25 protein-coding genes and 1 riboswitch are annotated in these 26,045 nt (G+C 75.9%); of the genes, 9 read left to right on the top strand and 16 right to left on the bottom strand.

All coding sequences use genetic code 11. From position 1 onward, the window contains the following. Positions 1–3: 3 nt before the first annotated feature. A complete protein-coding gene (locus BUE37_RS20875) occupies positions 4–735 on the bottom strand; it encodes a hypothetical protein (RefSeq protein WP_073422371.1) in 732 nt (243 codons plus the stop codon). Between the two features lie 153 nt (positions 736–888). Here BUE37_RS20875 and BUE37_RS20880 point away from each other — a divergent pair, with 153 nt between their 5' ends. Next, positions 889–1,635 (top strand): lysophospholipid acyltransferase family protein, encoded by a 747-nt coding sequence (locus BUE37_RS20880; RefSeq protein ID WP_245794822.1) that lies wholly within the window; start codon positions 889–891, stop codon positions 1,633–1,635. Here BUE37_RS20880 and BUE37_RS24070 read toward each other — a convergent pair. The 3 genes from BUE37_RS24070 to BUE37_RS20895 are packed head-to-tail and all read right to left on the bottom strand — an operon-like array spanning position 1,632 to position 4,686. Continuing rightward, positions 1,632–2,228 carry a TetR/AcrR family transcriptional regulator gene (locus BUE37_RS24070; protein ID WP_073422373.1) on the bottom strand — a complete coding sequence of 199 codons (597 nt, stop codon included), beginning with the start codon at positions 2,226–2,228 and terminating at the stop codon, positions 1,632–1,634. The two genes, BUE37_RS20880 and BUE37_RS24070, sit on opposite strands and share 4 nt — an antisense overlap. 11 nt (positions 2,229–2,239) lie before the next feature. Next, positions 2,240–3,181, bottom strand: a complete 942-nt coding sequence (locus BUE37_RS20890) for an alpha/beta fold hydrolase (RefSeq protein ID WP_139253086.1) — start codon at positions 3,179–3,181, stop codon at positions 2,240–2,242. Beyond that, complete coding sequence (locus tag BUE37_RS20895) at positions 3,178–4,686, bottom strand: flavin-containing monooxygenase (RefSeq protein WP_073422374.1); 1,509 nt, start codon at positions 4,684–4,686, stop codon at positions 3,178–3,180. Before BUE37_RS20895 ends, BUE37_RS20890 begins: the two co-directional genes overlap by 4 nt. Positions 4,687–4,789: 103 nt before the next feature. Between BUE37_RS20895 and BUE37_RS20900 the strand changes: the two genes are divergently transcribed. The 3 genes from BUE37_RS20900 to BUE37_RS20910 all read left to right on the top strand — a co-directional run bounded on the left by BUE37_RS20900 (position 4,790) and on the right by BUE37_RS20910 (position 7,638). Continuing rightward, positions 4,790–5,695 carry a short-chain dehydrogenase/reductase gene (locus tag BUE37_RS20900; RefSeq protein WP_073422375.1) on the top strand — a complete coding sequence of 302 codons (906 nt, stop codon included), beginning with the start codon at positions 4,790–4,792 and terminating at the stop codon, positions 5,693–5,695. A gap of 133 nt (positions 5,696–5,828) precedes the next feature. Continuing rightward, positions 5,829–7,124: a cation:proton antiporter domain-containing protein gene (locus BUE37_RS20905; protein ID WP_217651342.1), complete on the top strand. Its 1,296-nt coding sequence runs from the start codon at positions 5,829–5,831 to the stop codon at positions 7,122–7,124. Between the two features lie 25 nt (positions 7,125–7,149). After that, positions 7,150–7,638 (top strand): polyadenylate-specific 3'-exoribonuclease AS, encoded by a 489-nt coding sequence (locus tag BUE37_RS20910; protein ID WP_073422376.1) that lies wholly within the window; start codon positions 7,150–7,152, stop codon positions 7,636–7,638. Positions 7,639–7,689: 51 nt separating this feature from the next. On the opposite strand, the gene BUE37_RS20915 is transcribed toward BUE37_RS20910, so the two are convergent. Both BUE37_RS20915 and BUE37_RS20920 read right to left on the bottom strand, forming a co-directional pair. Continuing rightward, entirely contained in the window at positions 7,690–9,819 is a 2,130-nt protein-coding gene (locus BUE37_RS20915; protein ID WP_073422475.1) for a methyl-accepting chemotaxis protein, read from the bottom strand. A gap of 158 nt (positions 9,820–9,977) precedes the next feature. After that, positions 9,978–10,373 carry a PaaI family thioesterase gene (locus BUE37_RS20920; protein WP_073422377.1) on the bottom strand — a complete coding sequence of 132 codons (396 nt, stop codon included), beginning with the start codon at positions 10,371–10,373 and terminating at the stop codon, positions 9,978–9,980. 92 nt (positions 10,374–10,465) lie between these two features. On the opposite strand from BUE37_RS20920, the gene BUE37_RS20925 reads away from it, so the two are divergent. From BUE37_RS20925 to BUE37_RS20935, 3 genes are read left to right on the top strand one after another with little or no spacing between them, the layout of a single operon-like run. Continuing rightward, complete coding sequence (locus BUE37_RS20925) at positions 10,466–11,488, top strand: ATP-dependent 6-phosphofructokinase (RefSeq protein ID WP_073422378.1); 1,023 nt, start codon at positions 10,466–10,468, stop codon at positions 11,486–11,488. Between the two features lie 28 nt (positions 11,489–11,516). Next, entirely contained in the window at positions 11,517–12,845 is a 1,329-nt protein-coding gene (locus BUE37_RS20930) for a class II 3-deoxy-7-phosphoheptulonate synthase (protein WP_139253087.1), read from the top strand. Next, a complete protein-coding gene (locus BUE37_RS20935) occupies positions 12,838–13,860 on the top strand; it encodes a threonine aldolase family protein (RefSeq protein ID WP_245794823.1) in 1,023 nt (340 codons plus the stop codon). Before BUE37_RS20930 ends, BUE37_RS20935 begins: the two co-directional genes overlap by 8 nt. A 19-nt stretch (positions 13,861–13,879) precedes the next feature. Here the strand turns inward: BUE37_RS20935 and BUE37_RS20940 are convergent, their stop codons facing one another. The 6 genes from BUE37_RS20940 to BUE37_RS20965 all read right to left on the bottom strand — a co-directional run bounded on the left by BUE37_RS20940 (position 13,880) and on the right by BUE37_RS20965 (position 20,191). After that, entirely contained in the window at positions 13,880–14,206 is a 327-nt protein-coding gene (locus tag BUE37_RS20940; protein WP_073422380.1) for a GYD domain-containing protein, read from the bottom strand. Between the two features lie 135 nt (positions 14,207–14,341). Further along, on the bottom strand, positions 14,342–15,220 hold the full coding sequence (locus BUE37_RS20945; RefSeq protein ID WP_073422381.1) for a deoxyribonuclease IV: 879 nt from the start codon (positions 15,218–15,220) through the stop codon (positions 14,342–14,344). Then, positions 15,217–17,226, bottom strand: coding sequence for a Stk1 family PASTA domain-containing Ser/Thr kinase (pknB, locus tag BUE37_RS20950; protein ID WP_073422382.1), 2,010 nt, complete (start codon positions 17,224–17,226; stop codon positions 15,217–15,219). The genes BUE37_RS20945 and pknB overlap by 4 nt, the downstream gene beginning before the upstream one ends. 106 nt (positions 17,227–17,332) lie before the next feature. Beyond that, positions 17,333–18,787: a glycine hydroxymethyltransferase gene (locus tag BUE37_RS20955; protein ID WP_175562951.1), complete on the bottom strand. Its 1,455-nt coding sequence runs from the start codon at positions 18,785–18,787 to the stop codon at positions 17,333–17,335. Between the two features lie 25 nt (positions 18,788–18,812). Continuing rightward, a riboswitch (ZMP/ZTP riboswitch) is annotated at positions 18,813–18,896 on the bottom strand. 39 nt (positions 18,897–18,935) lie between these two features. Beyond that, the gene (locus BUE37_RS20960; protein ID WP_139253088.1) at positions 18,936–19,349 is read right to left on the bottom strand and encodes a hypothetical protein; all 414 of its coding nucleotides are present in this window, start codon (positions 19,347–19,349) and stop codon (positions 18,936–18,938) included. Positions 19,350–19,381: 32 nt separating this feature from the next. Then, positions 19,382–20,191 carry a TIGR02587 family membrane protein gene (locus BUE37_RS20965; RefSeq protein WP_073422384.1) on the bottom strand — a complete coding sequence of 270 codons (810 nt, stop codon included), beginning with the start codon at positions 20,189–20,191 and terminating at the stop codon, positions 19,382–19,384. An 84-nt stretch (positions 20,192–20,275) separates the two neighbouring features. On the opposite strand from BUE37_RS20965, the gene BUE37_RS20970 reads away from it, so the two are divergent. Continuing rightward, positions 20,276–20,614, top strand: a complete 339-nt coding sequence (locus tag BUE37_RS20970; RefSeq protein WP_245794824.1) for an Rv2175c family DNA-binding protein — start codon at positions 20,276–20,278, stop codon at positions 20,612–20,614. A 55-nt stretch (positions 20,615–20,669) separates the two neighbouring features. On the opposite strand, the gene BUE37_RS20975 is transcribed toward BUE37_RS20970, so the two are convergent. The 3 genes from BUE37_RS20975 to BUE37_RS20985 are packed head-to-tail and all read right to left on the bottom strand — an operon-like array spanning position 20,670 to position 24,288. Continuing rightward, complete coding sequence (locus BUE37_RS20975; RefSeq protein ID WP_073422385.1) at positions 20,670–21,599, bottom strand: phytoene/squalene synthase family protein; 930 nt, start codon at positions 21,597–21,599, stop codon at positions 20,670–20,672. Further along, positions 21,596–23,086 (bottom strand): phytoene desaturase family protein, encoded by a 1,491-nt coding sequence (gene crtI, locus BUE37_RS20980; protein ID WP_073422386.1) that lies wholly within the window; start codon positions 23,084–23,086, stop codon positions 21,596–21,598. Before crtI ends, BUE37_RS20975 begins: the two co-directional genes overlap by 4 nt. A gap of 2 nt (positions 23,087–23,088) precedes the next feature. After that, positions 23,089–24,288 (bottom strand): polyprenyl synthetase family protein, encoded by a 1,200-nt coding sequence (locus tag BUE37_RS20985; protein WP_245794825.1) that lies wholly within the window; start codon positions 24,286–24,288, stop codon positions 23,089–23,091. A gap of 104 nt (positions 24,289–24,392) precedes the next feature. On the opposite strand from BUE37_RS20985, the gene metF reads away from it, so the two are divergent. Beyond that, positions 24,393–25,325, top strand: coding sequence for a methylenetetrahydrofolate reductase [NAD(P)H] (gene metF, locus BUE37_RS20990; RefSeq protein WP_073422387.1), 933 nt, complete (start codon positions 24,393–24,395; stop codon positions 25,323–25,325). Positions 25,326–25,344: 19 nt separating this feature from the next. Here metF and BUE37_RS20995 read toward each other — a convergent pair whose 3' ends face one another. Next, positions 25,345–25,986, bottom strand: a complete 642-nt coding sequence (locus BUE37_RS20995) for a hypothetical protein (protein WP_073422388.1) — start codon at positions 25,984–25,986, stop codon at positions 25,345–25,347. Positions 25,987–26,045: the final 59 nt, after the last annotated feature.

Below are 26,045 nucleotides of genomic sequence, written 5' to 3' on the forward strand. Positions count from 1 at the left end.
CCGTCAGACGACGGCGCCGTCGTCGCCGTCGTCGGTGGAGCGCTCCCGCATCCGGGACAGGAACAGCCCGGCGCTGCCGACCAGCGCCGCGACCCCGAGCACCAGGCCGGTGTCGGTGGTCAGGCCCAGCACCCGCGGGGCGCCGACCAGCACGACGCCGGCCGCGGCCAGCAGCACGGCGTAGAGCGTCGACGGGGAGGGCACGGGCACCGGCGGGGCCGGCGGCGGCTCGTAGTGCTCCTCGTCCGCGTCGTCGTCGGCGTCCCCGGCGGCGTCCCGGACGGTGTGCCGCGTCGTGTCCTCGGCCGGGGCGGGGGCCGGCGCCGGGGCGGGCCGCGACTCCTCGACGACGGTGCGCCCGTGCTCGGCCTCGTAGGCGGCCACGATGCGCCGCCACTCGGCGTCCTCGTCGAGGTCGGGGCGGGTGGAGCGGCGCTCGGCGGCGGGGCCCGCGGCCGGGACGTGGTCGTCGGCGTGCCGGTCGACCAGCGAGCGGCCCTCGCGCAGCCGCGCCCGGTCGACGAAGAGCCGGTCGGCCGGCGGGCTCGGGAGGAACACGGTGCGGGTGTAGGGGCCGACGTCGGCGGCCGGCTCGAGGTAGGCCGCGATCCCGGCCTCGCGCAGCACGTCGAGGAGGTGCTCGCCGACCCGCGGGTCGACGTCGCGCAGCGGGGCCCACAGGGGCGCGTCGAGGCCGTTGTCCCGGCGGCCGCGGCCGCGTCGCGGGGTCGTCACGACGGCGACCCCTGCGCGGGAACCGGGGACGGCGCTGCAGCCACGGGGTCCTCCTCGGCGGACGGCGGTCGGGCCGGTGCGGACGCGCGCGACCGGGGGGTCGATTGTCGCCGGGACGCCCGGCTCCCTAGTCTGGCAGTTCCACAGGGAGGCGTGTTGTTCTACTGGTTCCTCAAGTTCGTCGCGATCGGCCCCGCCGTGAGGCTGGTCTTCCGGCCGCGGGCCGAGGGTCGGGAGCACGTCCCCGCCGACGGCGCGGCGATCCTCGCGAGCAACCACCTGTCGGCCGCCGACTGGATCTTCATGCCGCTGTCGCTGCGGCGGCGGGTCACCTTCCTGGCCAAGGCCGAGTACTTCACCGGCCGCGGCGTGAAGGGCCGCCTGCAGCGGGCGTTCTTCTCCGGCGCGGGCCAGGTGCCGATCGACCGGTCGAGCGCCACCGCGGCCGAGGGCGCGATCCGCACCGGCATCGGCATCCTCGAGCAGGGCAGGCTGCTCGGCATCTACCCGGAGGGCACCCGCTCGCCCGACGGCCGGCTCTACCGCGGCAAGACCGGCGTCGCCCGCATGACGCTGGAGACCGGCGCCCCCGTCGTCCCCGTGGCCATGACCTACACGCCGCGGCGGATGCCGTTCGGGTCGCGGCTGCCGCGGGTCTGCGTGCGCTTCGGCGAGCCCCTGGACTTCTCCCGCTACGAGGGCCTGGCCGGTGACCGGTTCGTCGAGCGGTCGATCACCGACGAGATCATGTACGAGGTCATGACGCTGTCGGGCCAGGAGTACGTCGACGTCTACGGCGCCTCGGTGAAGAAGGCGCAGGCCGCCGGCGGGCGGCCCGGCGTGCTGCCGCCCCCGGCCGGCGAGGCCGGCGACCGCGCGCCCGACACCCTCGCCGGCTAGCGGTCCAGCAGCCGGCCCAGGACGTCGGTGAGCAGCGCGAGCAGGTCCTCGCGGCTGGTCGCGGGCTCGCGCACCCACTGGTGCACCAGGTCCTCGGTGAAGGCGAACCAGGAGCGCACCAACTGCCGACGCAGCGGGTCCTCGAGGCCGCCGGGCGCGCCGATGCCGAGCGCTCCCATGCCCAGGTCGACCAGCGCCTCGCGGGTCTCCTCGTAGACCTCGGCCACCCACGGGTCGCCACCGGCCGCGCCGCGGACGAACGCCAGGTGGGTCTCGCGGTAGGTCTCCACCCAGCCGACGTAGCGGTCGAGCATCCACGCGGGACGGTCCGCCGCGGGGACGCCGTCCGGCGGGGTGAGGTGGGTGCGCAGCAGGTCGGCCGCCGCCCGGGTCACCGCCCGGTAGTAGTCCCGCTTCGACGGGAAGTAGTGGAACAGCAGGCTGCGGCTGATGCCTGCCCGCCGGGCCACCTCGTCGATGGTCAGCTCCTGCACCGGCGTGGTGGGCAGCAGCTGCAGGCCGATGCCGACCAGCTGTTCCCGCCGGTCGGCGGCCGACCGGCGGGAGCGCGGGGGAGGGGCAGGAGCGGTCACGGCCGGCCGGCTCAGGCGGCGGCCCGGGCGGCCGCGGCCTCGGTCAGCAGCCGGGCGATCGACGCGGCGACCAGGGAGGGCCGCTCGTCGGGGAGCATGTGGCCGGTGCGCGGCACCACCTGCAGCCGGGCGTCGGGCAGCGCCTGCGCCAGCTGCCGGCTGTGCCGCACCGGGGTCAGCCTGTCGCCGTCGCCGACGAGCACCTCCACCGGCACCCGGGTGAGGGCGGCGAGCTCGGTGCGCACGTCGTGGTCGCCCAGCGCCGGCAGGAACGCCGTGAACGCCCGCACCGTGGTCGCGTGCATGATCTCGGCGCCCGCCCGCACCATCGCGTCGGTCGCGTCGGCGCCGTAGAGCAGGTCGCGCACGACCGCCCGGTGCCGGGGGTGCTCCGGCGGCACGAGGCGGCGCAGCCGCTCGACCACGCGCGCGCCGGCCAGTGCCAGCGTCAGCGCGCCGGGGGTGAGCCGCTGCCGGACCCGCTCGGCGCGGGTGCGCGGGGCGGGCTGCAGGTCGCCGGCCGACGTCGAGACGAGCGCGACGCCGCGGACGCGGTCGCCGAAGAGCCCGGGACGGGCGGCGGCCAGGCACATGATCGTCATGCCGCCCATCGAGTGGCCGCCGAGCACGACCGGGCCGGTGGGGGCGAGCGCGGCGAGGACGGTGGCGAGGTCGGCGCCGAGCCGGTCGATGGAGACGTCCGCGGTGCCCCAGCTCGAGCGGCCGTGGCCGCGCTGGTCGTAGCGCACCAGCCGCAGCCGGCCGTCGGCGACCTGGCCGCCCAGCAGCGCGGCGACGTCGTCCCAGGCGGCCTGCGACAGGGTCCAGCCGTGCGCGAGGACGAGGGTGACGGGGGCGTCGTCGCGGCCGTCGACGGTGGCGTGCAGCAGGGCGCCGTCGTCGGTGGCGACGGCGGCCGTACGGCGCAGGCGGAGGGGCGGGGGCGTGCTCACGCGGCGGCCTCCGGGGTGCCGACGTAGTTCTCCCGGTCCAGCCGCCGGGTCAGCCTGCGGAACCGGAAGGTGAAGTCCGGCCAGAGCGTGGTGTTGTGGCCGTGCCGGTCGAGGTACCAGCTGGCGCAGCCGCCGGCGAGCCACACCGTGCCGCGGGAGCGGCGGGCGACGAGCTCGCGGTAGGCCTCCTGCGCCTCCGGCGTGGTCTCCAGGACCGCCAGGCCCTCGGCGGCCATGGTCCGCAGCGCGTCGTCGACGTAGGCCACCTGCGACTCGATCATGTAGACCATCGACGTGTGGCCGACGCCGACGTTCGGCCCGACCAGCAGGAACAGGTTGGGGAAGCCGGCCACGGTGCTGCCGCGGTTGGTGGCCATGCCCTCGGACCACACGTCGGCGAGGGTGCGGCCGTCGCGGCCGGTGATCCGCCGCGCGATCGGCAGGTCGGTGACGGCGAACCCGGTGGCCAGCACGATCGTGTCGGTGGGGCGCTCGACGCCGTCGACGGTCACCACCGAGTGCGGGCGCACCTCGGCGATGCCCGCGGTGACCAGCTCGACGCCCGGTGCCGAGACCGCCGGGTAGTAGTCGTTGCTGATCAGGATGCGCTTGCAGCCGATCGTGTAGTCCGGCGTCAGCGCCCGCCGCAGCCGCGGGTCGCGCACCTGCCGCTGCAGGTGGGCCCGCGCCACCCGGCCCACGGGCCGCAGGAACCGGCGGTCCTTCGCCAGGCCGACGACGAGGAACTCGCGCACGAGGTAGAGGACCGCGCGCACCAGCCGCTGCAGGCCGGGCACCCAGCGGTAGAGCCGCTGCACCCGCGGGGACACCGGGTGGTCGGTGCGCGGGACGATCCACGGCGGCGTCCGCTGGTAGACGGCGAGGCTGCCCGCCCGCGGCTGGATCGCCGGGACGATCTGGACGGCCGAGGCGCCGGTGCCGACGACGGCGACGCGCTCGCCGGTGAGGTCGTGGCCCTCGTCCCAGCGCGCGGAGTGCATGACGGTGCCCGCGAAGGACGCGAGCCCCGGGATGTCGGGGTACACCGGGTCGGCCAGCGCGCCGGCGGCCGAGACGAGCACCCGGGCCCGGAACCGGCCGGCCGTCGTCTCGATCTCCCAGCGCCGCGCGGCGTCGTCCCAGCGGGCGGCGGTGACCTCGGCGCCGAACACGCAGTGCCGGCGGACGTCGAAGCGGTCGGCGGTGGCCTGCAGGTAGGCCTGGATCTCCGGCTGCTCGGAGTAGGAGCGCGGCCAGTCGGGGTTGGGCGCGAAGGAGAAGGAGTACAGGTTGGACTGCACGTCGCAGGCGGCCCCCGGGTAGGCGTTGTCGCGCCACGTGCCGCCGACGTCGTGCGCCCGCTCGAGCAGCACGAGGTCGGTCTCGCCGCGCCGCCGGAGGGCGATGGCCATCCCGAGGCCGGCGAAGCCCGACCCGATGATCGCGACGCCCACCTCGCGGGTGCGCTCCGCGCCCGGGGCGGGCCTGTCCAGCGTGCTCGTCACCAGGGAGCTCCTTCGGTCGACCGGCTTGCTGAGCAACGGTCAGCACGCTACAACGGCTCTTGAGCAGTGCTCAACGAGGAGCGCGCCGACCGAGGGAGTCGCCATGGCGCCGTGGTCCCGCAGGAGCCGCACCCCGCTCACCGGGAAGGTCGTGCTGGTCACCGGCGCGGCCCGGGGGATCGGCGCGGAGCTGGCCCGGCGGGCCGCGCGCCGCGGCGCCCGCGTGGCGCTGGCCGGCCTGGAGCCCGAGCTGCTCGCGCAGGTGGCCGCCGAGCTCGGTCCCGAGCACCTGTGGGTGGAGTGCGACGTCACCGACGCCGAGGCGCTGCGCACCGCCGTCGCGCGGACCGTGGACACGTTCGGCGGCCTCGACGTCGTCGTCGCCAACGCCGGCATCGCGCCGCTGACCACGGTGATGACCGGCTCCGCGCACGCGCTGTCGCGCACGATCGAGGTGGACCTGACCGGAGCCATGCTCACCGCGCACGCCGCGCTGCCGGCCATCGCGGAGCGGCGCGGGCACGTGCTGCTGGTGAGCTCGGCGGCGGCGTTCACCGTGCTGCCGGGGATGAGCGCCTACTGCGCGGCCAAGGCGGGCCTGGAGCGCTTCGGTGACGCGCTGCGGCTGGAGGTGGCGCACCGCGGCGTGACCGTGGCCAGCGCCCACCCGACGTGGATCGACACCGACATGGTGCGCGACACCGAGGAGGCGCTGCCCACCTTCGCCGAGGCGCGGCGGTCGCTGCCGGGGCCGCTGGGCGCCTACACCTCGGTGGAGGACTGCGCCGAGGCGCTGGTGGAGAACCTGGAGACCCGCGGGCGGCGGGTGTTCGTGCCGCGGTCGGTCGGCGTCGTCTCGGCGCTGCGCCAGGCGGTCACCGGTGCCGTGGCGGAGAAGTTCGTGCTGAGGCTGTCGGCCGCCCGCGTGCCGCAGCTCGAGCGCGACATCGCGGCACTGCGGGGCCGGGAGTTCGGCCGGTCCTCCCTGGGCGGGCGCCGGGCCCGCTGAGGAGGGACGGGGGTGGACCGGTCGCGCCCCGCCGGGCGGTACACGTCCGGTCCACGCAGGATGTGGCGGTGTCCCGAGTCCTGTCGTGCCGAGGCACCTCCTCGATGCCCCGCCGACCCCGTGGTGGACGGCGGTGAGCCTGGAGCCCACGGGCCTGGCCTACGCGGCCGCCGGGGTCGCCGCCCTCCTGGCGGCGCTGCTGCCCCGCCTGCTCGACCGCCGGCCGCTCTCGCTGCCCATCGTCTTCGTGGCCCTCGGGGCGCTGGCCTTCGCGCTCGTCGAGGAGCTGCCGACGCCGGACCCGGTGCAGCACGAGACGGTGACCGTCCACCTCACCGAGTTGGTCGTCATCGTCTCGCTGCTCGGGGCCGGGCTGGCGCTCGACCGGCCGGTCGGCTGGCGGCGCTGGGGGACCACCTGGCGGCTGCTGGCGCTGACGATGCCGTTGACCGTCGTCGCCATCGCCCTGCTCGGCGGCTGGCTGCTCGGGCTGGGCGCGGCGGCCGCCGTCCTCCTCGCCGCCGCGCTCGCCCCCACGGACCCCGTCCTCGCCACGGAGGTGCAGGTGGGGGAGCCGACGGAGGACTGCGACAGCGAGGACGAGGCGCGCTTCGCGCTGACCTCCGAGGCCGGCCTCAACGACGGGCTGGCCTTCCCCTTCACCTACGCCGCCATCGCGATCGCCGCGGCCGGGGCCGCACCCGGGGGATGGCTGCTGGAGTGGGTGGCGGTCGACGTCGTGTGGCGCCTCGCCGCGGGGCTGGCCGTCGGTGCGGCGTGCGGCTGGCTGATGCGCGTCCTGTTCTTCTCGCGCACCGCGGAGCGGACCGGCGTGGCCGAGCGTGCGGAGGGCTTCGTGGTCCTCACCGCGATCCTGCTGACCTACGGCCTCGCCGAGCTCGCCGAGGGCTACGGGTTCGTGGCGGTCTTCGTGTGCGCCTGCACCATCCGCGCGGCCGAGCGGGCCCACGGACGGCACCAGGTGCTGCACGCGCACGTCGAGCAGCTCGAGCGCTTCCTCACGGTGGTCCTCCTGGTGCTCGTCGGCGGCGCCCTGGCGCGCGGCGTCCTCGCCGGGGTCGGCTGGGCCGAGGTCGTCCTCGCCGCCGCCGTCCTGCTCGTCGTCCGCCCCCTGGCGGGGTGGCTCGGGCTGGCCGGCGGGCGGACCGGCCGTGGCGAGCGCGCGGTCATCGCCTTCTTCGGCGTCCGCGGGATCGGCTCGCTCTACTACCTGGCCTACGGCCTGTCGGAGGCCGAGATCCCCGGCGGGGAGCAGCTGTGGTCGGTCACGGTCCTCGTGGTCGGGGGCTCGGTGGTGCTGCACGGTGTGACGGCGGGACCGGTGATGTGGTGGCTCGACCGGCGGCGGGCGGCCCGGGCCCGGGCGGAGACGGGCACGGCCGAGGCCGCGCCCGTCACCGCGGCCTGAGACGGCCGGACCTACGGTGAGTGCCGTGCGGCGGTACTTCTACGACACCGAGTTCATCGAGGACGGGACGACGATCGACCTCGTCTCCATCGGCGTCGTCGACGAGACCGGGCGCGAGTTCTACGCGGTGAGCACCGAGTTCGACGAGCGCCGCGCCATCCCGTGGGTGCGCCGCAACGTGCTCGACCAGCTGCCGCCTCCGTCGGACCGCGCCTGGCGCGACCGCCGGCGCATCCGCGACGACCTGCTCGCCTTCCTCACCGGACCGGGGGAGGAGGTGGAGCTGTGGGCCTGGTTCGCCGCCTACGACCACGTCGCGCTGGCCCAGCTGTGGGGCCCGATGACGGCGCTGCCGCGCGCGGTCCCGCGGTTCACCCGCGAGCTGCGGCAGCGCTGGGACGACGCCGGGCAGCCCGCGCTCCCGCCGAAGCCGGCCGGCACGCACGACGCGCTCGTCGACGCCCGCTACAACCTCGCCCGCTGGAACGCGATCGAGGCCGCCCGGGCCCGCTGAGCGGTCGGCCCGGACGGCCTCGATCGGGACGCCTCCGCGGGAGGCGCGCGGTCAGACGGTGAAGACGGCGAGCAGGCGGGTGAGCTCCTGCGACAGGCCGTCGAGCTCGACCGCCGCGGCGTGCGCCCGGTCGACGTCGACCGCGCTGTCGCGGGCGTCGGTGCTCACCACGGTGAGGGTCGAGGACACCGAGCCCGCGCCGTCGGCCGCCGCGGCGACGCTGCGGGTCAGCTCGCGGGTGGTCGCCGACTGCTCCTCCACCGCGCTGGCGATGGTGAGCTGGTGGTCGTTCATGGCGTGCACGACCTCGGCGATGCGGGTGATCGAGCCGACCGCGGTGCCGGTGTCGGCCTGGATGGCCTCCACCCGGCGGGCGATGTCGTCGCTGGCGCGGGCCGCCTCCTGGGCGAGCTCCTTGACCTCGTTGGCCACCACGGCGAAGCCCTTGCCGGCCTCGCCGGCGCGCGCGGCCTCGATGGTCGCGTTGAGCGCGAGCAGGTTGGTCTGCTCGGCGACGGCGGCGATGACCCGCACGACCTCGCCGATCTCGGCCGAGCTGGTGCCGAGCGCGGCGATGGCGCCCTCGGTCTGGCGGGCCAGCTCGGCGGCCTGCCGGCCCACCTCGGCGGCCTCGCCGGCGCTGCGGGCGATGTCGGAGATCGACAGCCCCATCTCCTCCGCGCCCGCGGCCGCCGCCGACACCCCGGCGCTGATGTCGCTGGCCGCGGTCTGCGCCGCCTGCGCCTGGTCGCGGCTGCGCGCGGCCCGGCCGGCCAGCCCGTCGGCCACGGAGGCGACCCCGGAGGCCGACGCGGCCACCTGGCGGGCGCACCCGCCGATGTCGCGGATGGTGCCGGCGACCTTCTCGACGAAGCGGTTGAACGCCGCGGACAGCTGGCCGACCTCGTCGTCGCCGCTGACCGGCATGCGCTGGGTCAGGTCGCCCTCGCCGTCGGCGATCTCGGCCATCCGGGCGCGCAGCTGCTCCAGCGGCGCGGTGAGCCGGCGGCCGAGCTGCCAGGCCACGACCCCGCCGAGCAGGGCGACGAGGACGGCGGCCAGCACCAGGGCGGTGACCATCGCGCTGCGGCCGTCGTCGAGCCGGTCGACCGGGCCGGTGAAGTCGGCGTCGCGGGCGATCGTGACCAGCACCCAGTCCCACGGCGCGTAGTAGGTGACGGTGGCGGTGCTCGGGCCGGCCTCGGGGTCGGTGAAGGCCACGGTCGCCTGCGCGCCGTCCTCCAGCGCCACGGCGGCGTCGACGATCTCGCGCACCCACGGGCGGCCGTCGGCGTCGGTGGCGTCGATGAGCTGCTCGCCGTCGCGCTCGCCGCCGGGGCTGACCAGCACGGTGCCCGCCCGGTCGCCGGTGCCGCCCCAGACCTCGACGTGCCCGTTCTCGCCGACGCCGGTGGCCTCGAGGCTCTCGCGCAGCGCCGGGATCGACTGCTGCTTCTCGCCCACGTAGAGCATGCCGACGAGCTGGCCGGCCCGGTCGAGCAGCGGCGTGTAGGCCGAGACGTACCAGGAGTCGACGACGAACGCGTTGCCCCGGTAGGTCTGCCCGGCGGTGACCGCGGAGACGACCGGGTTCGGTGCGCCGTCGGGGTTGGTGGCCGGGATGTAGGTGCCGATCGCGCGGGTGCCGGTCGCCGAGACGACGTTGGTCGCCACGCGCAGCATGTCGCCCGACGGCGTCCGCTGGAAGACCGTGGCGGTGCCGCCGACCAGCGCCTTGATCTGGTCGACGACGGCGGTGGGCACGGCGGGGTCGGCGTTCTGGCCGAGCCACGCGCCGCCGACGGTCACCCGAGGCAGGTCCATCGGGGTGACCTCGCCGGAGAGCTGGTTCTTGGCCTCCCAGCGCACGGGTCCGCCGGGGCCGCCCACGGTCAGGCCGCCGGAGCGGGCGAGCACGTCGAGGGCGACGGCGAGCTGGCTGTCGACCACCGCGGCGGTCGACTGGCCCTGGGTGGCGACGACGTCGTGCACGCCGGCCGCGGTCCGGGCGACGCTGTCGTCGACCAGCTCGGTGACCGAGTCGTGGGTCGTGTCGGCGAAGCGCGCGCTCTGCCAGGCGCTCACCCCCGCCATGGCGCCGCCGGTGACGGCCACGCTCACGACCGCGAGCGCGACCACCTTCGTCCTGATGCCCCACTGGCCGATCCCCGGCACGCGCATCTCGTCCCCCTCCCGACCCGGGCGGGTGCACCCGGCGTCGCGCGGCAGCGTCGGCACCTCACGGCCGGACCTGTACCGGAACGGGCGGCCGCGGGACCGGTGGGACGGGTGGGACGAGTCGCGACGGCGGTGTGACCCCCCGGTGTGATCGACGGGGGTCAGGCGGGACCGAGGACCGCCTGGGTCTGGGTGACCGAGGCGACCGGCCGGCCGTCGTCGTCGGTCACCTCGGTGAGGACGACGATCGTCGAGCGGCCGACGTGCAGCGGGCGGGCGGTGGCGTGCGCGGCGCCGCCCCGGACGGCGCGCAGGAGCGAGGTGGCCGAGGCGAGCGTCGAGGTCGTCGCCCCCGGCGGCAGGTTGAGGAAGGCGCAGACGGCGCCGACGGTGTCGGCCAGCGTCATGAGCGCGCCGCCGTGCAGCACCCCGCCGGCGGTGCAGCGCTCCGGCGCCCACGGCAGCCGGCCGGTGACCTCGGCGGGGGAGGCAGAGTGGAGCTCCACCCCGGCGGTGACGGCGAAGGGCATCTGGGCGAGCAGCGCGGCGGGGTCCACGCGCCGGATCCTGCCCGGTCCGCCCCCTCCTCGGCGGGCCCGATCTGCGGCAGGATCACGCCCGGACCTGCGGTTCGTCCCCGGGAGCACGCATGCGCATCGGCATCCTGACCGGCGGCGGCGACTGCCCCGGCCTCAACGCGGTCATCCGCGCCGTCGTCCGGAAGGCGACGGCGGCCGGCGACGAGGTGGTCGGCTTCCGCGACGGCTGGCGCGGCCTGCTGGACGACGACGCCGTGCCGCTCGACCTGGCCGCCGTCCGGGGGCTGCTGCCGCGCGGGGGCACCGTGCTCGGCACCTCGCGCACCAACCCCTACGGCTCGCCCGACGGGCCGGCGCGGGTGCTCGCCACGCTGGAGCGGCACCGCGTCGACGCGCTGGTGCCGGTGGGCGGGGAGGACACCCTCGGGGTGGCGGCGAAGCTGGCCGCCGAGGGCGTGCGGGTGGTCGGCGTGCCCAAGACGATCGACAACGACCTCGACGGCACCGACTACACGTTCGGCTTCGACACCGCCGTCGGGGTGGCGATGGAGGCCATCGACCGGCTGCACACCACCGGCGACAGCCACCACCGCACGCTCGTCGTCGAGGTGATGGGCCGGCACGCCGGCTGGATCGCGCTGCACGCGGGGATGGCCGGGGGTGCCACCGTGGTGCTCGTTCCGGAGCGGCCCTTCGACGTCGACGCGGTGGTGGCGCACTGCCTGCACCGCTTCGACTCCGGCTTCTCACCGATCGTCGTCGTCTCGGAGGGCGCGCGGCCGGCCGACGGCGCCCTGGTCACCGCCACCGGGCAGACCGACGCCTTCGGCCACGTGCGCCTCGGCGGCATCGGCGCCGCGCTGGCCGCCGTCCTGGAGGAGCGCACCGGCCGGGAGTCGCGGGCGGTGGTGCTCGGGCACGTGCAGCGCGGCGGCACCCCGTCGGCGTTCGACCGGGTGCTCGCCACCCGGTTCGGGCTGGCCGCCGTCGACGCGCTCGCCGCCGGCCTGTCCGGGGTGATGGTGGCGCTGCGCGGCACCGACGTCGTGCCGGTGCCGATCGCCGAGGCCACCGCGCGGCTCAAGCTCGTGCCGCTGGAGCGCTACGCCGAGGTGGAGGTGTTCTTCGGCTGACCTGCGGGACCGCCGTACCCTCGCAGGCGTGAACCTGCCGCAGTCCGCGCCCGCCGCCGACCGGTGGCGGGAGCTGCCCGCCGCCCAGCAGCCGACCTGGCCCGACCGCGCGGCCCTGGACTCCGTCCTGACGACGCTGTCGACCGTGCCGCCGATCGTGGCGCCCAGCGAGGTCGACGAGCTGCGCGGCCGCCTGGCCGAGGTGGCGCAGGGCCGCGCCTTCCTGCTGCAGGGCGGGGACTGCGCGGAGACCTTCGACCTCAACACCGACGCGCACCTGCAGAGCACCACGCGCACGCTGCTGCAGATGGCCGTCGTCCTCACCTACGGCGCGAGCGTGCCGGTGGTGAAGGTGGGGCGCGTGGCCGGCCAGTACGCCAAGCCGCGCTCCTCCGAGCTCGACGCCCTCGGCCTGCCGTCCTACCGCGGGGACATGATCAACTCGCTGGAGCCGGTAGCCGAGAAGCGGGTGCACGACCCGAACCGGCTGGTGCGCGCCTACGCCAACTCCGCCGCGGCGATGAACATGATCCGCGCCTACGCCCGGGGCGGCCTGGCCGACCTGCACGCCGTGCACGACTGGAACAAGGACTTCGTCGCGAGCTCGCCGGCCGGCGTCCGCTACGAGGTCATCGCCCGGGAGATCGACCGGGCGCTGGCGTTCATGAAGGCCTGCGGCGTCGACGACACCGCGCTGCGCGGCGTGGAGCTCTACAGCAGCCACGAGGCGCTGGTGCTCGACTACGAGGCCGCGCTGCTGCGGCACCACGAGGGCCGGCCGTTCGCGGCGTCGGCGCACTTCGTGTGGATCGGCGAGCGCACCCGCCAGCTCGACGGCGCGCACGTGGAGTTCATGTCACGGATCGCCAACCCGATCGGCGTCAAGATCGGCCCGACGACGACCCCGGAGCAGGCCACCGAGCTCGTCGAGCGGCTCGACCCCGACGGCGTCCCCGGCCGGCTCACGCTGATCAGCCGGATGGGCAACGGGAAGATCCGCGACGTCCTCCCGGCGATCGTGGAGAAGGTCACCGCCAGCGGCCACCAGGTCGTGTGGCAGTGCGACCCGATGCACGGCAACACCCACGAGTCCTCGACCGGCTACAAGACCCGGCACTTCGACCGGGTCGTCGACGAGGTGCTCGGTTTCTTCGACGTGCACCGGGCGCTGGGCACCTGGCCCGGCGGCATCCACGTCGAGCTCACCGGCGAGGACGTCACCGAGTGCCTCGGCGGCGCCATGGAGATCAGCGACGAGGACCTCAACAGCCGGTACGAGACGGCCTGCGACCCGCGGCTGAACACCGGGCAGTCCCTGGAGCTGGCCTTCCTCGTGGCGGAGATGCTGCGTGGCTGAGGCCGTGGCTGAGCTGATCGACCTCCGCTCCGACACCGTCACCCGGCCCACCCCGGCGATGCGCCGGGCGATGGCCGAGGCCGAGGTGGGCGACGACGTCTACGGCGAGGACCCGGCCATCCGGGCGCTGGAGGAGCGGGTCGCGGACCTGTTCGGCCACGAGGCCGCGCTCTTCGTGCCCTCCGGGACGATGGGCAACCAGATCGGCATGCGGCTGGTCTGCGAGCCCGGCCAGGAGGTGCTCTGCGACGCCGACGCGCACGTGGTCACCTACGAGATGGGTGCCGCGGCCGCGGTGTTCGGCATCTCCACCCGCACGGTCGTCTCCGCCGGTGGGCTGCTCGACGCGGACGCGCTGGTCGACCAGGTGCGCCCGCGCGGCGACTGGCACCTGACCGCCACCGCCGCCGTCGCCGTGGAGAACACGCACAACCGCGGCGGCGGGCGGGTGCAGCCGCTGGCCGAGCTGCAGCGGCTGTGGGACTGGTCCCGCGGCGCCGGCGTCGCCGTGCACCTCGACGGCGCCCGGATCTGGAACGCCTCCATTGCCGCCGGCGTCGACCTCGCCACCTACGGCCGGCTCGCCGACACCGCGTCGGTCTGCCTGTCCAAGGGGCTGGGCGCGCCGGTCGGGTCGGTGCTCGTGGCCTCCGCCGAGCGGATCGCCGTCGGCCGGCTGTGGCGCAAGCGCCTCGGCGGCGGCATGCGGCAGGCCGGGGTGCTCGCCGCGGCCGGGTCGTACGCGCTGGACCACCACCTCGCCCGGCTCGCCGAGGACCACGAGCACGCGCGGCTGCTGGCCAAGCGCCTGGGCGTCGACCCGGCGACGGTGGAGACGAACATGGTCGTCGTCGACGACGTCCCCGCGCCCGTGGTGGCCGAGGCGGCCAAGGCGCAGGGCGTGCTGGTGTCGCAGGTGAGCCCGCGCCGCGTCCGGCTGGTCACGCACCTCGACGTCGACCGGGCCGCGGTCGAGCGCGCCGGCGACGTGCTCGCCGCCCTCCTCGACCGCTGACGCCCGGTCGGGCCGGGGCCTACGAGCCGGGCGGGCGGTACTGCACCTGACCGACCCGCCGCAGCGCGTCGAGGGTCTCCTCGACGGTCAGCAGGACCGTCGTCTCGAGCGACCGGATCGCCCCGCCGCTGCTGAGGGCGATCGCGACGGTGGCCATCGACACGTGGTCGGGCGCCTCCCAGAGCGTGTAGCCGTCGTGCGTCCCGAACGCGTACCAGAAGCCGTGCAGCGAGCCGCCGACCGACTCGATGTAGGCCCCGGCCGCCGTCCTCCGGTCCTCGGGGTTCCCGGCCAGCCGCGCCCAGGTCTCCGGCGTGTAGCTGAACCTCGACAGGTAGAGCGCCATGGTGGCTCCCCCTCGCGCGAGTGGAGTCCTGCCGGACGCGCGGGAGCCTAGCCCCGCCCGGCAGCCGGGGGCGGACTCCTCGCCCTGCCCGATCGGTCGTCGACGACGGGAGGCGCACGGGGCCCGGCGCGGCGCTCAGGCGGCGGAGGTCTCCAGCGGGCGGCCGTCGCGGAGGGCGCAGAGCAGGGCGATGTCGCGGGCGTGGCCGCGGTCGGCGCTCGGCGTCTCCACCACCACCGGGACGCCGGCCATCGACGGGTGGGCCAGCAGCTCGCCGAAGGCCGCGGCGCCGATCGAGCCCTCCCCGATCGTGGTGTGCCGGTCGCGCTTCGAGCCGCGCTCGTCGAGGGAGTCGTTGGCGTGCACCAGCCCGAGCCGGCCCGGGCCGACGGCGGCCTCCAGCGCATCGAGCGTCGCCGTCGCCCCGCCCGGGGTGGCCAGGTCGTGCCCGGCCGCCCACGCGTGGCAGGTGTCCAGGCAGACGCCGACCTTCGGGTGCATGTCGAGCGCCGCGAGGTAGGGGCCGAGGTCCTCGACGGTGGCCGCGAGCGAGCGCCCACCGCCGGCCGTGGGCTCGACCAGCAGCCGCGGGCCGTCGTCGGGCAGCGCGTCGAGCACCGGCAGCAGCCGCTCGCGCAGCTGGCGCAGCGCGGCCTCGTAGCGGTCCTGGTCGACGGCGGAGCCCGCGTGCACCACGACGCCGCGGACGCCGAGCTGCACGCCGCGGGCGAGGTCGGCGGCGATGGTCTCGACGGAGCGGTCGACGGTGGCCGCGGTGGGGGAGCCGACGTTGACCAGGAACGGCGTGTGCACGAACGACGGGATGCCGCGCTCGGCGAGGCCCTCGACGAAGGCGGCGTCCTGCGCGGGGTCGCCGGCGCTGCGCTTCCAGCCGCGCGGGTTGCCCACGAACACCTGCACGGCCCGGGCGCCGACGTCGTCGGTGTAGCGCAGTCCTCCGGTGGCCAGACCGCCGGCGACCTGGATGTGCGCCCCGATCGGGGGCGGGGTCACCCGAAGCTGAGCAGCAGGCTGACCTCGCTGCCCTGGTCGACGACGGTGCCCGGGGCGGGGCTCTGCCGGTAGACGCGGTCGCCGGTGATGAACGTCGACGTCGTCACCCGCAGGCCCGCGGCCTCCAGGGCGGCGACGGCGTCGGCGGCGCGCTCCCCGCCGACGTCGGGGACGGTCACCTGCGGCACGCCCAGCGACACCTGGATCGTGATCGTGCTGCCGTAGGGCGCCTCGGTGCCCGGGCCCGGGTCGACGGCCATGACAGCGCCGGTGGAGACGTCGGCGCTGCGGCCCTCGGTGCGCGTGACGGTGAAGCCGAGCGACTCGAGGTTCTCCTGGGCGGCGTCGGCGCTCTGCCCGATGACGTTGGGGACGTCGACCGGCGCCCGGCCCTGGCTGACGAAGACGGTGACCGGCTGGTTGCGGGTGAGCTGCGTGCCGGCCTCGGGCTCGAAGCGGGTGACCGAGCCGGCCGGGACGTCGTCGCTGTAGTCCGGCTGCTCGGTGAGGGCGATCGGCGTCTCGCCCAGCTGGTCGCGCACCGTCTCGATCGGCACCCCGACGAGGTCGGTGGGCACCACGAAGCGCTCCGGGCCCTTGGACACGACCAGCTCGACGTCGCTGTTGCGGATCGCCTCGCCGCCCTCGGGGTCGGCGGAGATGACCACGCCCTCGGGCACGGTCTCGCTGAACTCGTCCTCGGCGAACACCGGGTCGAGGTCCGCGCCCTGCAGCAGGTCGACGGCGGCCGCGCGGTCGCTGCCGACGACGGTCGGCACCTGCGTCCAGCGCCCCGAGCCCATCCACCAGCCGACGGCGCCGATAGTGACGGCCAGCAGCAGCACGACGGCGACGGCGAGGCGCATCCGCCGCTTGCGCACGTGCGGCGAGAGCCCCGGCCGGGTCGCGGGGGCCGGGCGGCGGCCGCCGACGTCGGTGGTGGGGCCCGCGCCCATGCCCGGCAGCATCGAGGTGCGGCCGCCGCGCGAGGAGCGTCCGGCGCCGAGCACCTCGGTGCCGGGCTCCGAGTCGCGTCCGGGCTCCCGGCCGTCGCGGCCGGGCTCGGACGGGTGCCGGCGCGAGGGCCGGTTGGTCGGGCGGATGGTGCCGGGGCCGGCCGAGCTGCGCCCGGTGGGCACCGGCACGCGGGCCAGGCCCAGGTCGGTGCGCACGTCCTCGAGGTCGGCGAGGAACGCGCCCGCGTCCAGCGGCCGGACGGCCGGGTCGCGGCGGGTGGTGCGCTTGACCAGCTCGTCGACCTGCCACGGGACGCCGGGCACCTCGGAGGAGGGCTCGGGCACGTCGTGGTGGACGTGCTGGTAGGCCACCGCGAGCGGGGTGTCGCCGCCGTAGGGCGGGTGGCCGGTGAGCATCTCGAACAGCACGAGGCCGGCGGCGTACACGTCGCTGCGGGCGTCGGCGCGGCCGCGCTCGAGCTGCTCGGGGGAGAGGTAGGCGACGGTGCCGATCAGCACACCGCCGGTGTGGCTGGTCTGCCCGGTGCCGGTGAGCGCGCGGGCCAGCCCGAAGTCGGCGACCTTGACCGTGCCGTCGAGGCCGATCAGCACGTTCTCCGGCTTGACGTCGCGGTGCACGATCCCGGCGCGGTGCGCGGCGGTGAGGCCGGCGAGCACCGGCTCGAGGACGGCGAACGCCTCGCCGACGGTGAGCCGGCCGCGGGCCTGCAGCAGGTCGCGCAGCGTGCGGCCGCGGACGAGCTCCATGACCAGGAACACCAGGCCCTGGTCGCTGCCCTGGTCGCTGACGCCGACGACGTTCGGGTGGCTGAGCATCGCCGCCGCCCGCGCCTCGCGGATGAACCGGTCGACGAACGTCGCGTCGTGGGCGAGGTGCTCGGCCATCACCTTGACCGCGACCGTGCGGTGCAGCCGCAGGTCGGTGGCGGCGTAGACCGTGGACATGCCGCCGCGCGCCACCCGCTCCTCGAGGCGGTAGCGCCCCTCGAGGACGAGGCCGACCACGGGGTCGGTCACGGCGGTGTCCACGCGTCGAGTCTAGGAGCGCCCGGCGCGGGAACGGCGGACACACGCGCAGGCGGCGGACCGGCGCACCCTCCCGTCACACCGGTCACGGGAGGGTGCGCCGGACCGGCTACAGCTCCAGGCCGGGGTAGAGCGGGTGGGCGGCGACGAGCTCGGCGGCCGCGGCGCGGGTCTTGTCGGCCAGGCCGCCGTCGACGGCGTACTTCGCCTTGGACGGCGACCCGTCCCGCGTGGTGGTCGGCGTCGTGTTGCGGAGCACGTCGACGATGAGTTCGGCGGTGCGGTCGAACTCGGCGGCGCCGAACCCGCGGGTGGTCAGCGCCGGGGTGCCCAGCCGGACGCCGGAGGTGTACCAGGCGCCGTTCGGGTCGGCCGGCACGGAGTTGCGGTTGGTGACGATGCCGGCGTCGAGCAGCGCGGACTCCGCCTGGCGGCCGGTCAGGCCGAAGCCGGAGACGTCGAGCAGCACGATGTGGTTCTCGGTGCCGCCGGTGACGAGCGTCGCGCCGCGGCGGGACAGGCCCTCCGCGAGGGCGACGGCGTTGTCGACGACGGTCTGCGCGTAGGTGGCGAACTGCGGGCGGCGCGCCTCGGCGAACGCGACGGCCTTGGCGGCCATGACGTGCGGCAGCGGCCCGCCGAGCACCATCGGGCAGCCGCGGTCGACGGCGTCGGCGTACTCGGGCTGGGCGAGCACGAACCCGCCGCGCGGGCCGCGCAGCGACTTGTGGCTGGTGCTGGTGACGACGTGCGCGTGGGGCACCGGGTCGAAGTCGCCGGTGAACACCTTCCCGGCGACCAGGCCGGCGAAGTGGCTCATGTCGACGATCAGCGTGGCGCCGACCTCGTCGGCGATCTCGCGCATCCTCGCGAAGTCGACCTTGCGCGGGTAGGCGGAGTAGCCGGCCATCAGGATCAGCGGGCGGAACTCGCGGGCGCGGGCGCGGACGGCGTCGTAGTCCAGCAGCCCCGTCTCCGGGTCGGTGCCGTAGGAGGACTGGGCGAACATCTTGCCGCTGATGTTCGGGCGGAAGCCGTGGGTGAGGTGGCCGCCGGCGTCGAGGCTCATGCCGAGCATCCGCTGGTCGCCGAGGGCGTGCCGGAGCGTGGCCCAGTCCTCGTCGGTGAGGTCGTTGACGTGCCGGACGCCGGCCCGCTCGAGCGCGGGGGACTCGATGCGCTGGGCGAGCACGGCCCAGAAGGCGACGAGGTTGGCGTCGATGCCGGAGTGCGGCTGGACGTAGGCGTGCGGGGCACCGAACAGCTCGCGGGCGTGCTCGGCGGCCAGCGCCTCCACGGTGTCGACGTTCTGGCAGCCGGCGTAGAAGCGGTGCCCGACGGTGCCCTCGGCGTACTTGTCGCTGAACCAGTTGCCCATGGTCAGCAGCACGGCGGGGGAGGCGTAGTTCTCGCTCGCGATGAGCTTGAGCGAGCCGCGCTGGTCGGCGAGCTCGGCGCCGATCGCGTCGGCCACGCGCGGCTCGACCTCGGCGATGACCGACAGCGCGCTGCGGTAGGCCGTGGACGCGGCGGCGGCGTCGAAGGAGGGGGTCACGTCGCTCATGGGGGCTCCTGGCGGGTGTCGTCGTCAGCGGTGCCCAGGCGCCCGGCGGGGAGGTGCAGGCCGCTCCCCGGTGGTGTCCCACCTCGATGCGCCAGTCACGGCCTGCCGCCGATGGTAGCCGGGGAGCCGGTCCGGCGGATCCCGCAGGTCAGGGGAGGGCGTACCCGACGGGACGCACCTCGAGGCGGCCCGAGCGGGGGTCGGCGGTGAACAGCAGCGCCCCCTCGCGGGAGCTCTGCGCGGGCACGTAGTCCAGGGTCGCCGTCGCCTCCTCGCTCGTCCCGCCCGACTCCAGCGTCCCGGTCACCTCCACCTGCCCGACGGCGGCGCCTCCGCTGTTACGCACCGAGAAACGGGCCTGCCACCCGCCCTCCACCTGCTCGATGCCGGTGACGGTGGCGGTGAGCCGCGGTCCCGTCTGCCGGACCGCGAGCGCCTGGTACCCGAGGAAGGCCAGCAGCGCCAGGACGAGGAGCAACCCCAGCGCGCCGACGGCGTACTCGCCGCGCGTCGGCCGGTCGGCCGCGCTGTGCCCGGACGCCCGCTCCGGTCCGTCGTCCACCGTGTCCGTCTCCTCCACCGGTCCGTCTCCCCTCACAGCACCAGCCGGGCGGCGGCGGGGCCCAGGCTGCCCGGCAGGGCCAGGACGACGCACTGGGTGAGGGCCGCGCCCGCGCCCGTGCCGTCGAGCCGGCCGAAGGTCCAGAGCAGGTACGCCGACACGGCCAGCGTGAGCACGTACCCGACGACGGTGAAGACGACGAAGGTCCGCAGCACGCCGCCGGTGGGCGCCTCCTGCCCCTTGAAGCCCACCGAGTACACGAAGCCGTGCATGAGGGCGAGGCTCAGCCCGACCAGGGCCAGCGCGTGCCACGGGCCGGTGCGCGCGGCCAGCAGGACCACCTCCTCGGTGGGCGCGATGTTGGCCGAGAAGACGACCGCGCCCGCGACCATGAGCAGCAGCTCGTCGGCGTAGCCGGTGACCCGCGACGGGCGCGCGGTGCGCCCGAGCTGGCCCCGGGCGTAGGACGCGCCGACCGCGGCCGGGAGCAGCTCGATCGCCAGCACCGAGAGCGCGTCGCGCCACTCGGGCAGCGGGGACAGCACGGCGAGGGCGGTGAGGACGAGGGTCGCCGCGACGGCCGCCATGACGACCGCGATCCCCGCGTCGGTGACGATGCCGCGCCAGCCCTCCCGGGCCGTCGTCGCGCCGAAGAAGCGGGTGAGCAGCAGGACCAGCACGACGGTCGCCAGCGTGAGCAGGGCCAGCCGGTACCGGGGGACGACCAGGCCCAGCTGCCAGACCTCCATCGTCATGAAGATCGGGGACGCGAACAGCAGGGCGCCGCCCAGCGCCCGTCCGGTGCCCTGCAGGAGGACGCGGCCCTCCGACTCGGTCGCCATGCTCCCCAGGTGTCCTCGGTGGTCGTCCGGGGGAGCAGTCTGGCAGCCGCCCGGCCGGCGGTACCGGCGTCCTAGGCTCGGACCGTGCAGTCCGACGAGATGCAGACCCTCACGCCGGCCGAGGTCGCCGCCGCGCTCGGGGTCTCGCCGAACAAGGTCCGGCAGCTGGTCCGCGAGGGCAAGCTCATGGCCGTCCCGGGCAGCGGGAACAGCCGCATCCCGGCCGACTTCCTCCAGGACGGCGCCGTGCTGCGCCACCTGCCGGGGCTGATCACCGTCCTCCGCGACGGCGGCTTCTCCGACACCGAGGTGTTCGAGTGGCTGTTCCGCGAGGACGAGTCGCTGCCGGGCACCCCGGTGGCGGCGCTCCGCGGCGACCGGCACACCGAGGTGACGCGGCGGGCGCAGGCCCTCGCGTTCTGACGAGGTGTAGGAAGCGATGCGCACGTGTCAGGAGCTGACGCGTGCGCATCGCTTCCTATGCCCTGCGGGTGCGGGACCGGAGGCGGACGGCCTGGGCGCTCGCGAGGCGGCGGGCGAAGATGCCGAGCCGGCGCGGCTTGGACACCGTCACCCGGCGGTCGAGGACGCGGTGGTCGGCGCGCTCGATCTCGGTGAGGATGCCGCCGTAGAGCGCCGTCGCCGCCCGCACGCAGTCGCGGGACTCCGGCGCGAGCATCGGCGTCCCGGGGGCGGCGTCGTCGTAGCGGCGGCGGACGATCTCCACCATCTCCTGCATCAGCGCGCGGAAGCGGGCGTCGTACCGCTTGGCCTCGAGCTGCTCACGGGTCACGCCGTGGGCGGCCATGACGTCGGCCGGCAGGTAGACGCGGCCCCGGTCGGCGTCCTCGGCCACGTCGCGCAGGAAGTTCGTCAGCTGGAACGCCTCGCCGAGCGCGATGGCGTGCGGCGCGGCCTCCTCGCGGGTGACGCCGGGCGCGGTGCCGAGCACCGGCAGCACCTGCAGCCCGATCACCGATGCCGAGCCCCACATGTACCGGTCGAGCGCGGCGATGTCGGCGTAGCCGGTGACGGTGAGGTCGCTGGTCATCGCGGCGAGGAAGTCGACGAGGTGCTCGACCGGGATCCGGTACCGCCGGTAGGTGTGCACCGTGGCCAGGCGCACCGGGTCGTCGGACCAGCCGGCCTCGAGCTCGTCGAGCAACGCCCGCGACCAGTCGGCGAGGTCGCGCTCGGGGTCGGCGCCCGGGTGGTCGACGAGGTCGTCGGCGGTGCGCGCGGCGGCGTAGAGCGCGTGGACGGCCGGCCGGCGGTCGGCGGTGAGCAGCCGGGTGGCCAGGTGGTAGCTCTTGCCGTGCTCGGCGTTGACCGCCGCGCAGTACCGGTAGGCGGCGTCGAGGCGCTCCTGCCGCTCGGCCGTGGTCAGCGGCCGCTCGGTCGCCGTCATCGGACCGGCCCGGTGATGCGCTCGGCAGCCAGCCGGCCGGAGATGACGACCATCGGCACCCCGACGCCGGGCTGCACCGAGGAGCCGGCCAGCACCACGTTCTCCGGGCCGCGGCGGGGCAGCGTCGGCGTCCGGAAGGGTCCGGTCTGGCCGAAGGTGTGCGCCAGGGCGAACGGCGTCCCCGCCGCCATGCCCTGCCGCGCCCAGGTCAGCGGGGTGTCCACGTGCTCCACCTCGATCGCGTCGGTGATCCCGGTCCAGCCGCGGGCCTCCAGCGTGGCCAGCACCTCCTCGCGGTAGCGGGGGGCGAGGGCGTCCCAGTCGATGCCCGGGTTGCCGCCCGAGCGCGGGTCGAGGTTCGGCGCGGGCGCCACCACGCTCAGCACCTGCCCGCCGTCGGGGGCCAGCGACCGGTCGGTGCGCGAGGGCATGCTCACCAGCAGGCTCGGGTCGCTCATCGGCCGCCCGTCGCGGGTGAGCTCGTCGAACACCTGCTGCCAGGCCGCGCCGAAGCTGATCGTGTGGTGCGCCTGCCCGGGCAGCTCGTTGCGCACGCCGAGGTGCAGGGTCACGCAGGACGGCGAGTAGGTGGGCCGCCGCAGGCGGGAGAAGCCGGGCACCAGCCGCTCCGGGACGTCGGTGGTGACGACGACGGCGTCGGCGGGCAGCCGCTCGCCGCCCTCGAGGCAGACGCCGGTGACCCGCCGGCCGCGCAGGTCGAGCCGCTCGACGGTTGCGCCGTACCGGAACACCACGCCGGCGTCGGCCGCGGCGGCGGCCATCGCCCGCGGTACCGCGCCGATCCCGCCGACCGGGTGCCAGACGCCGGCGCCGATGTCGAGCTGGGCGATGACGGCGTAGGCGGCGATCGCACGGAACGGCGACACGCCGGCGTAGAGCGCCTGGAAGCTGAACAGCCGCCGCAGCCGGTCGTCGTCGAAGAAGCGGGCGACGTGGCTGGACAGCCGGCCGAAGCCGCCGCGCCGGGCCAGCGCCCACAGCTCGGGGCCGAGCAGGTCCAGCGGGGTGTCGAGGTTGCGGTCGATGAAGGTGGACAGCTGCAGCCGGTACAGCTCGGCGAGGTCGGCGAGGTAGCGGCGCAGGGCGGCGGCCTCGGCCGGTCCGGCCAGGGCCTCGACCTCGGCGGCGAACCGGTCGACGTCGGCGTGCACGTCGAGGTGCGAGCCGTCGGCGAACTGCGCGCGGTAGGTGGTCTCCAGCGGGACCAGCTCCAGGCGGTCCTCGAGCTTCTCGCCGACCGCGGCGAGGGTGTCGGCGACCAGCTCCGGCGCGGTGAACACCGACGGGCCGGTGTCGAGGACGTAGCCGTCGCGCCGCACCACGCCGGCGCGGCCGCCCGGGCCGTCGCCGCGCTCGACGACGGTCACCTCGCGGCCGGCGCCGCGCAGCCGCAGGGCGGTGGCCAGGCCCGCGAGGCCGGCGCCGACGACGACCACCCGGTCGGTGGCCCCGGGGACGGTGCGCACGCTCAGGCGGTCCGGGTGGTGGCGGCGACGGCGAGCGCGTCGAGGGCGGCGCGGGCCTCCGCGGCGATCGGCGCATCGGCGATCGCGGCGCGGGCGGTGGCGGTGCGCTCGGCGATCCGCTCCTCGACCCGGGCGCGGGCGCCGGTCCGCTCGATGAGCGCGCGCAGGGCGGCGAACTGCTCCTCGCCGGCGTCGGGGTCGCCGAGGGACTCGTGCAGCAGCCGTCGGCCCGCGTCGTCGGCCGCCTCCTCGGCGAGGACCACCAGCAGCGTCTGCTTGCCCTCGCGCAGGTCGTCGTCGGCGGACTTGCCGGTGACCGCCGGGTCGCCGAACACGCCGAGGACGTCGTCGCGCAGCTGGAACGCCTCGCCGAGCGGCAGGCCGATGGACGTGTAGACGTCGGCGGCGCGCGGGCCGGCGCCGGCGATCGCGGCACCGAGCTGCAGCGGGCGCTGCACCGTGTAGCCGGCGCTCTTGTACCGGGCGACGGTCAGCGCGCCCTGGGCGCCGGGCAGGCCGCCGGCGGCGCGCAGCAGGTCGAGGTACTGCCCGGCGGTCACCTCGGTGCGCATCGTGTCCCACACCGAGCGGGCGCGGGCCAGGGCCGGCGCGGAGATGCCGGAGCGGCGCAGCAGCTCGTCGGACCACACGAGGGCGAGGTCGCCGACGAGGATCGCCGCGCCGACGCCGAAGGCGGTGCCGTCGCCGGACAGGCCGTCGTCGCCGTGCCGGGAGGCGAAGCCGACGTGGGTGGCCGGGCGGCCGCGGCGGGTCAGCGCGCCGTCCATGACGTCGTCGTGGACGAGGGCGCTGGCGTGCACGAACTCCAGGGCGGCGACGGCGCGCAGCACCGCGGCGTCGTCCTCGGCGGGGCCGCTCACGTCCTCGGTGACCCCGCGCCAGCCCCAGTAGGCGAACAGCGGGCGCAGCCGCTTGCCGCCGTCGGCCAGCGCGCAGACCTCGTCGACGAGGGGAGTCAGCGAGGGGTCCATCGCCGACAGCGTGGCCCGCTGCTCCTCCAGGAAACCGGTCAGCGCGGCCGACACGGCGCCGCGGATGCGGGTCAGGTCGGCGGCGGTCAGGGGCGTCGGCAGCGCCCGGACGACGGATCCGTGCTGCTCAGCCGCGCCGGTGATCACCCGGCCAGTATCGCCCCATGTAGTCGTGCGCGTCCCGTCCAGGGGCCGATGGGCCTTGCTCACGGGGCTCTCCTCGCCGTCGCGCCGTCGCCGTCGGGGGTCCTTCTGCCCGGACCGGGCGGGCGGATGCACGGCCGCCGACCGTCCCGCACGTACCCTCGGATCCCGTGAGCGCAAGCGTCCGAGAGCTGCTGGCCTCCTCGCGGCCGACCTGGTCGTTCGAGTTCTTCCCCGCGAAGACGCCCGAGGGCGAGGCCCAGCTGTGGACCGCCCTGCGGCAGCTGGAGCGGCTGCAGCCGTCGTTCGTCTCGGTCACCTACGGGGCGGGCGGCTCCACCCGCGAGGGCACCGTCGCGGTCACCGAGCGGATCGCCGCCGAGACGACGATGACGCCGCTGGCGCACCTGACCGCCGTCGACCACTCCGTCGCCGAGCTCCGGCACGTGGTCAGCCGGCTGGCCGCCGCGGGCGTGCGCAACGTGCTGGCGCTGCGCGGCGACCCGCCGGGCGCCGACCCGCAGGCCCACTGGGTCAAGCACCCCGAGGGCCTCGAGTACGCCGCCGAGCTGGTCGAGCTCATCCGCTCCATGGGCGACTTCTCCGTCGGCGTCGCGGCCTTCCCGGAGCGGCACCCGCGCTCGCCGGACCTGGACACCGACGTCGAGATGTTCGTCCGCAAGTGCCGGGCGGGCGCCGACTTCGCCATCACGCAGATGTTCTTCCGCGTCGAGGACTACCTGCGGCTGCGCGACCGGGTGGCCGCCGAGGGCTGCGACGTCCCGGTGATCGCGGGCGTCATGCCGGTGACCAACGCCCGGCAGATCACCCGGATCGTCCAGCTGTCGGGGCAGGCCTTCCCCGAGGAGCTGGCCGCCCGCTTCGCCGAGCTCGACGGCGACTCGCCGCGGCACAAGGCGGCGGTGCGCGCCTACGGCGTCGAGGTGGCGACGGCGATGTGCCGGCGGCTGCTGGACGAGGGCGTGCCCGGCATCCACTTCATCACCATGAACCGGTCGACGGCGACGCGTGAGGTCTTCCTCAACCTCACCGACCCGGCCACCGGGACCTCGGTGCCCTCGACGCTGGCCGGCGTCTCCTGAGCTGCTGGACCGGCAGCCGCTAGACCGTCACGGGGCGCGCGGGGCCGAGCAGGTCGGCGGTCATCCGCGCCGCCTTGCGCAGGGCCTCGCGCTCCGCGGCGTACCCGCCGAGGACGCCGACGACGGGCAGGTTGGCCAGCGCCCGCGCGCCCAGGCGCCCCTTCGGGCGGGCGTCGAGCGCCTCGTCGATGCGGCCGAGCAGCCGGGCGGCCCGCCAGACGGTGCGCGCCGCCCCGGACAGGCCCACGCGCTCCTCCCGCGCGCCGAACGCGGTCTCGGTGTAGGCGCCGCGCACCCGCTCGAGCAGCGGGCGCACCCGGTCGGCCGGCAGGTCGCGCGCGAGCAGCACCCGCGAGAGCAGCGACACCCGCTCGGCCGGGTCGGTGACGCCGTGCTCGCCGGCGACCCCGAGGACCACCAACGACTGCACGGCGGTGCCGACGGTGTTCTGCAGCGGCAGGACGTCGGCGAGCCGCCCGGCCAGCCGCGGCAGGCCGCTCGCGGCGGCGGCCACCCGCGAGGCCCGGTCGGCCCACCAGTCGTCGCGCTCGGCGGCCGGCAGCTGCGGCGGGCGACCCAGCCGGGTGACCAGCGGCGCGGTGAGCCGGTCGAGGCGGCGCAGGACGTCGACGACGACGGCATCGCTGAGGGGAGGGGCCATGACGGGCGCATACCCGCCGGTGCGCCGCGCTCACGTCCGCGCTGCGCGACGGTCCGGGC

The organism is Geodermatophilus nigrescens, from assembly GCF_900129495.1.
In the GTDB taxonomy this organism is placed as follows: domain Bacteria; phylum Actinomycetota; class Actinomycetes; order Mycobacteriales; family Geodermatophilaceae; genus Geodermatophilus; species Geodermatophilus nigrescens.

What these genes read in the sequence shown, in the direction of transcription:
- BUE37_RS20995 (WP_073422388.1), bottom strand. Translation starts at nt 25,986, where the DNA reads ATGGCCCCTCCCCTCAGCGATGCCGTCGTCGTCGACGTCCTGCGCCGC.
- BUE37_RS20925 (WP_073422378.1), top strand. Translation starts at nt 10,466, where the DNA reads ATGCGCATCGGCATCCTGACCGGCGGCGGCGACTGCCCCGGCCTCAAC.
- BUE37_RS20940 (WP_073422380.1), bottom strand. Translation starts at nt 14,206, where the DNA reads ATGGCGCTCTACCTGTCGAGGTTCAGCTACACGCCGGAGACCTGGGCG.
- BUE37_RS20955 (WP_175562951.1), bottom strand. Translation starts at nt 18,787, where the DNA reads ATGAGCGACGTGACCCCCTCCTTCGACGCCGCCGCCGCGTCCACGGCC.
- BUE37_RS20965 (WP_073422384.1), bottom strand. Translation starts at nt 20,191, where the DNA reads ATGGCGACCGAGTCGGAGGGCCGCGTCCTCCTGCAGGGCACCGGACGG.
- BUE37_RS20915 (WP_073422475.1), bottom strand. Translation starts at nt 9,819, where the DNA reads ATGCGCGTGCCGGGGATCGGCCAGTGGGGCATCAGGACGAAGGTGGTC.
- BUE37_RS20975 (WP_073422385.1), bottom strand. Translation starts at nt 21,599, where the DNA reads ATGACGGCGACCGAGCGGCCGCTGACCACGGCCGAGCGGCAGGAGCGC.
- BUE37_RS20900 (WP_073422375.1), top strand. Translation starts at nt 4,790, where the DNA reads ATGGCGCCGTGGTCCCGCAGGAGCCGCACCCCGCTCACCGGGAAGGTC.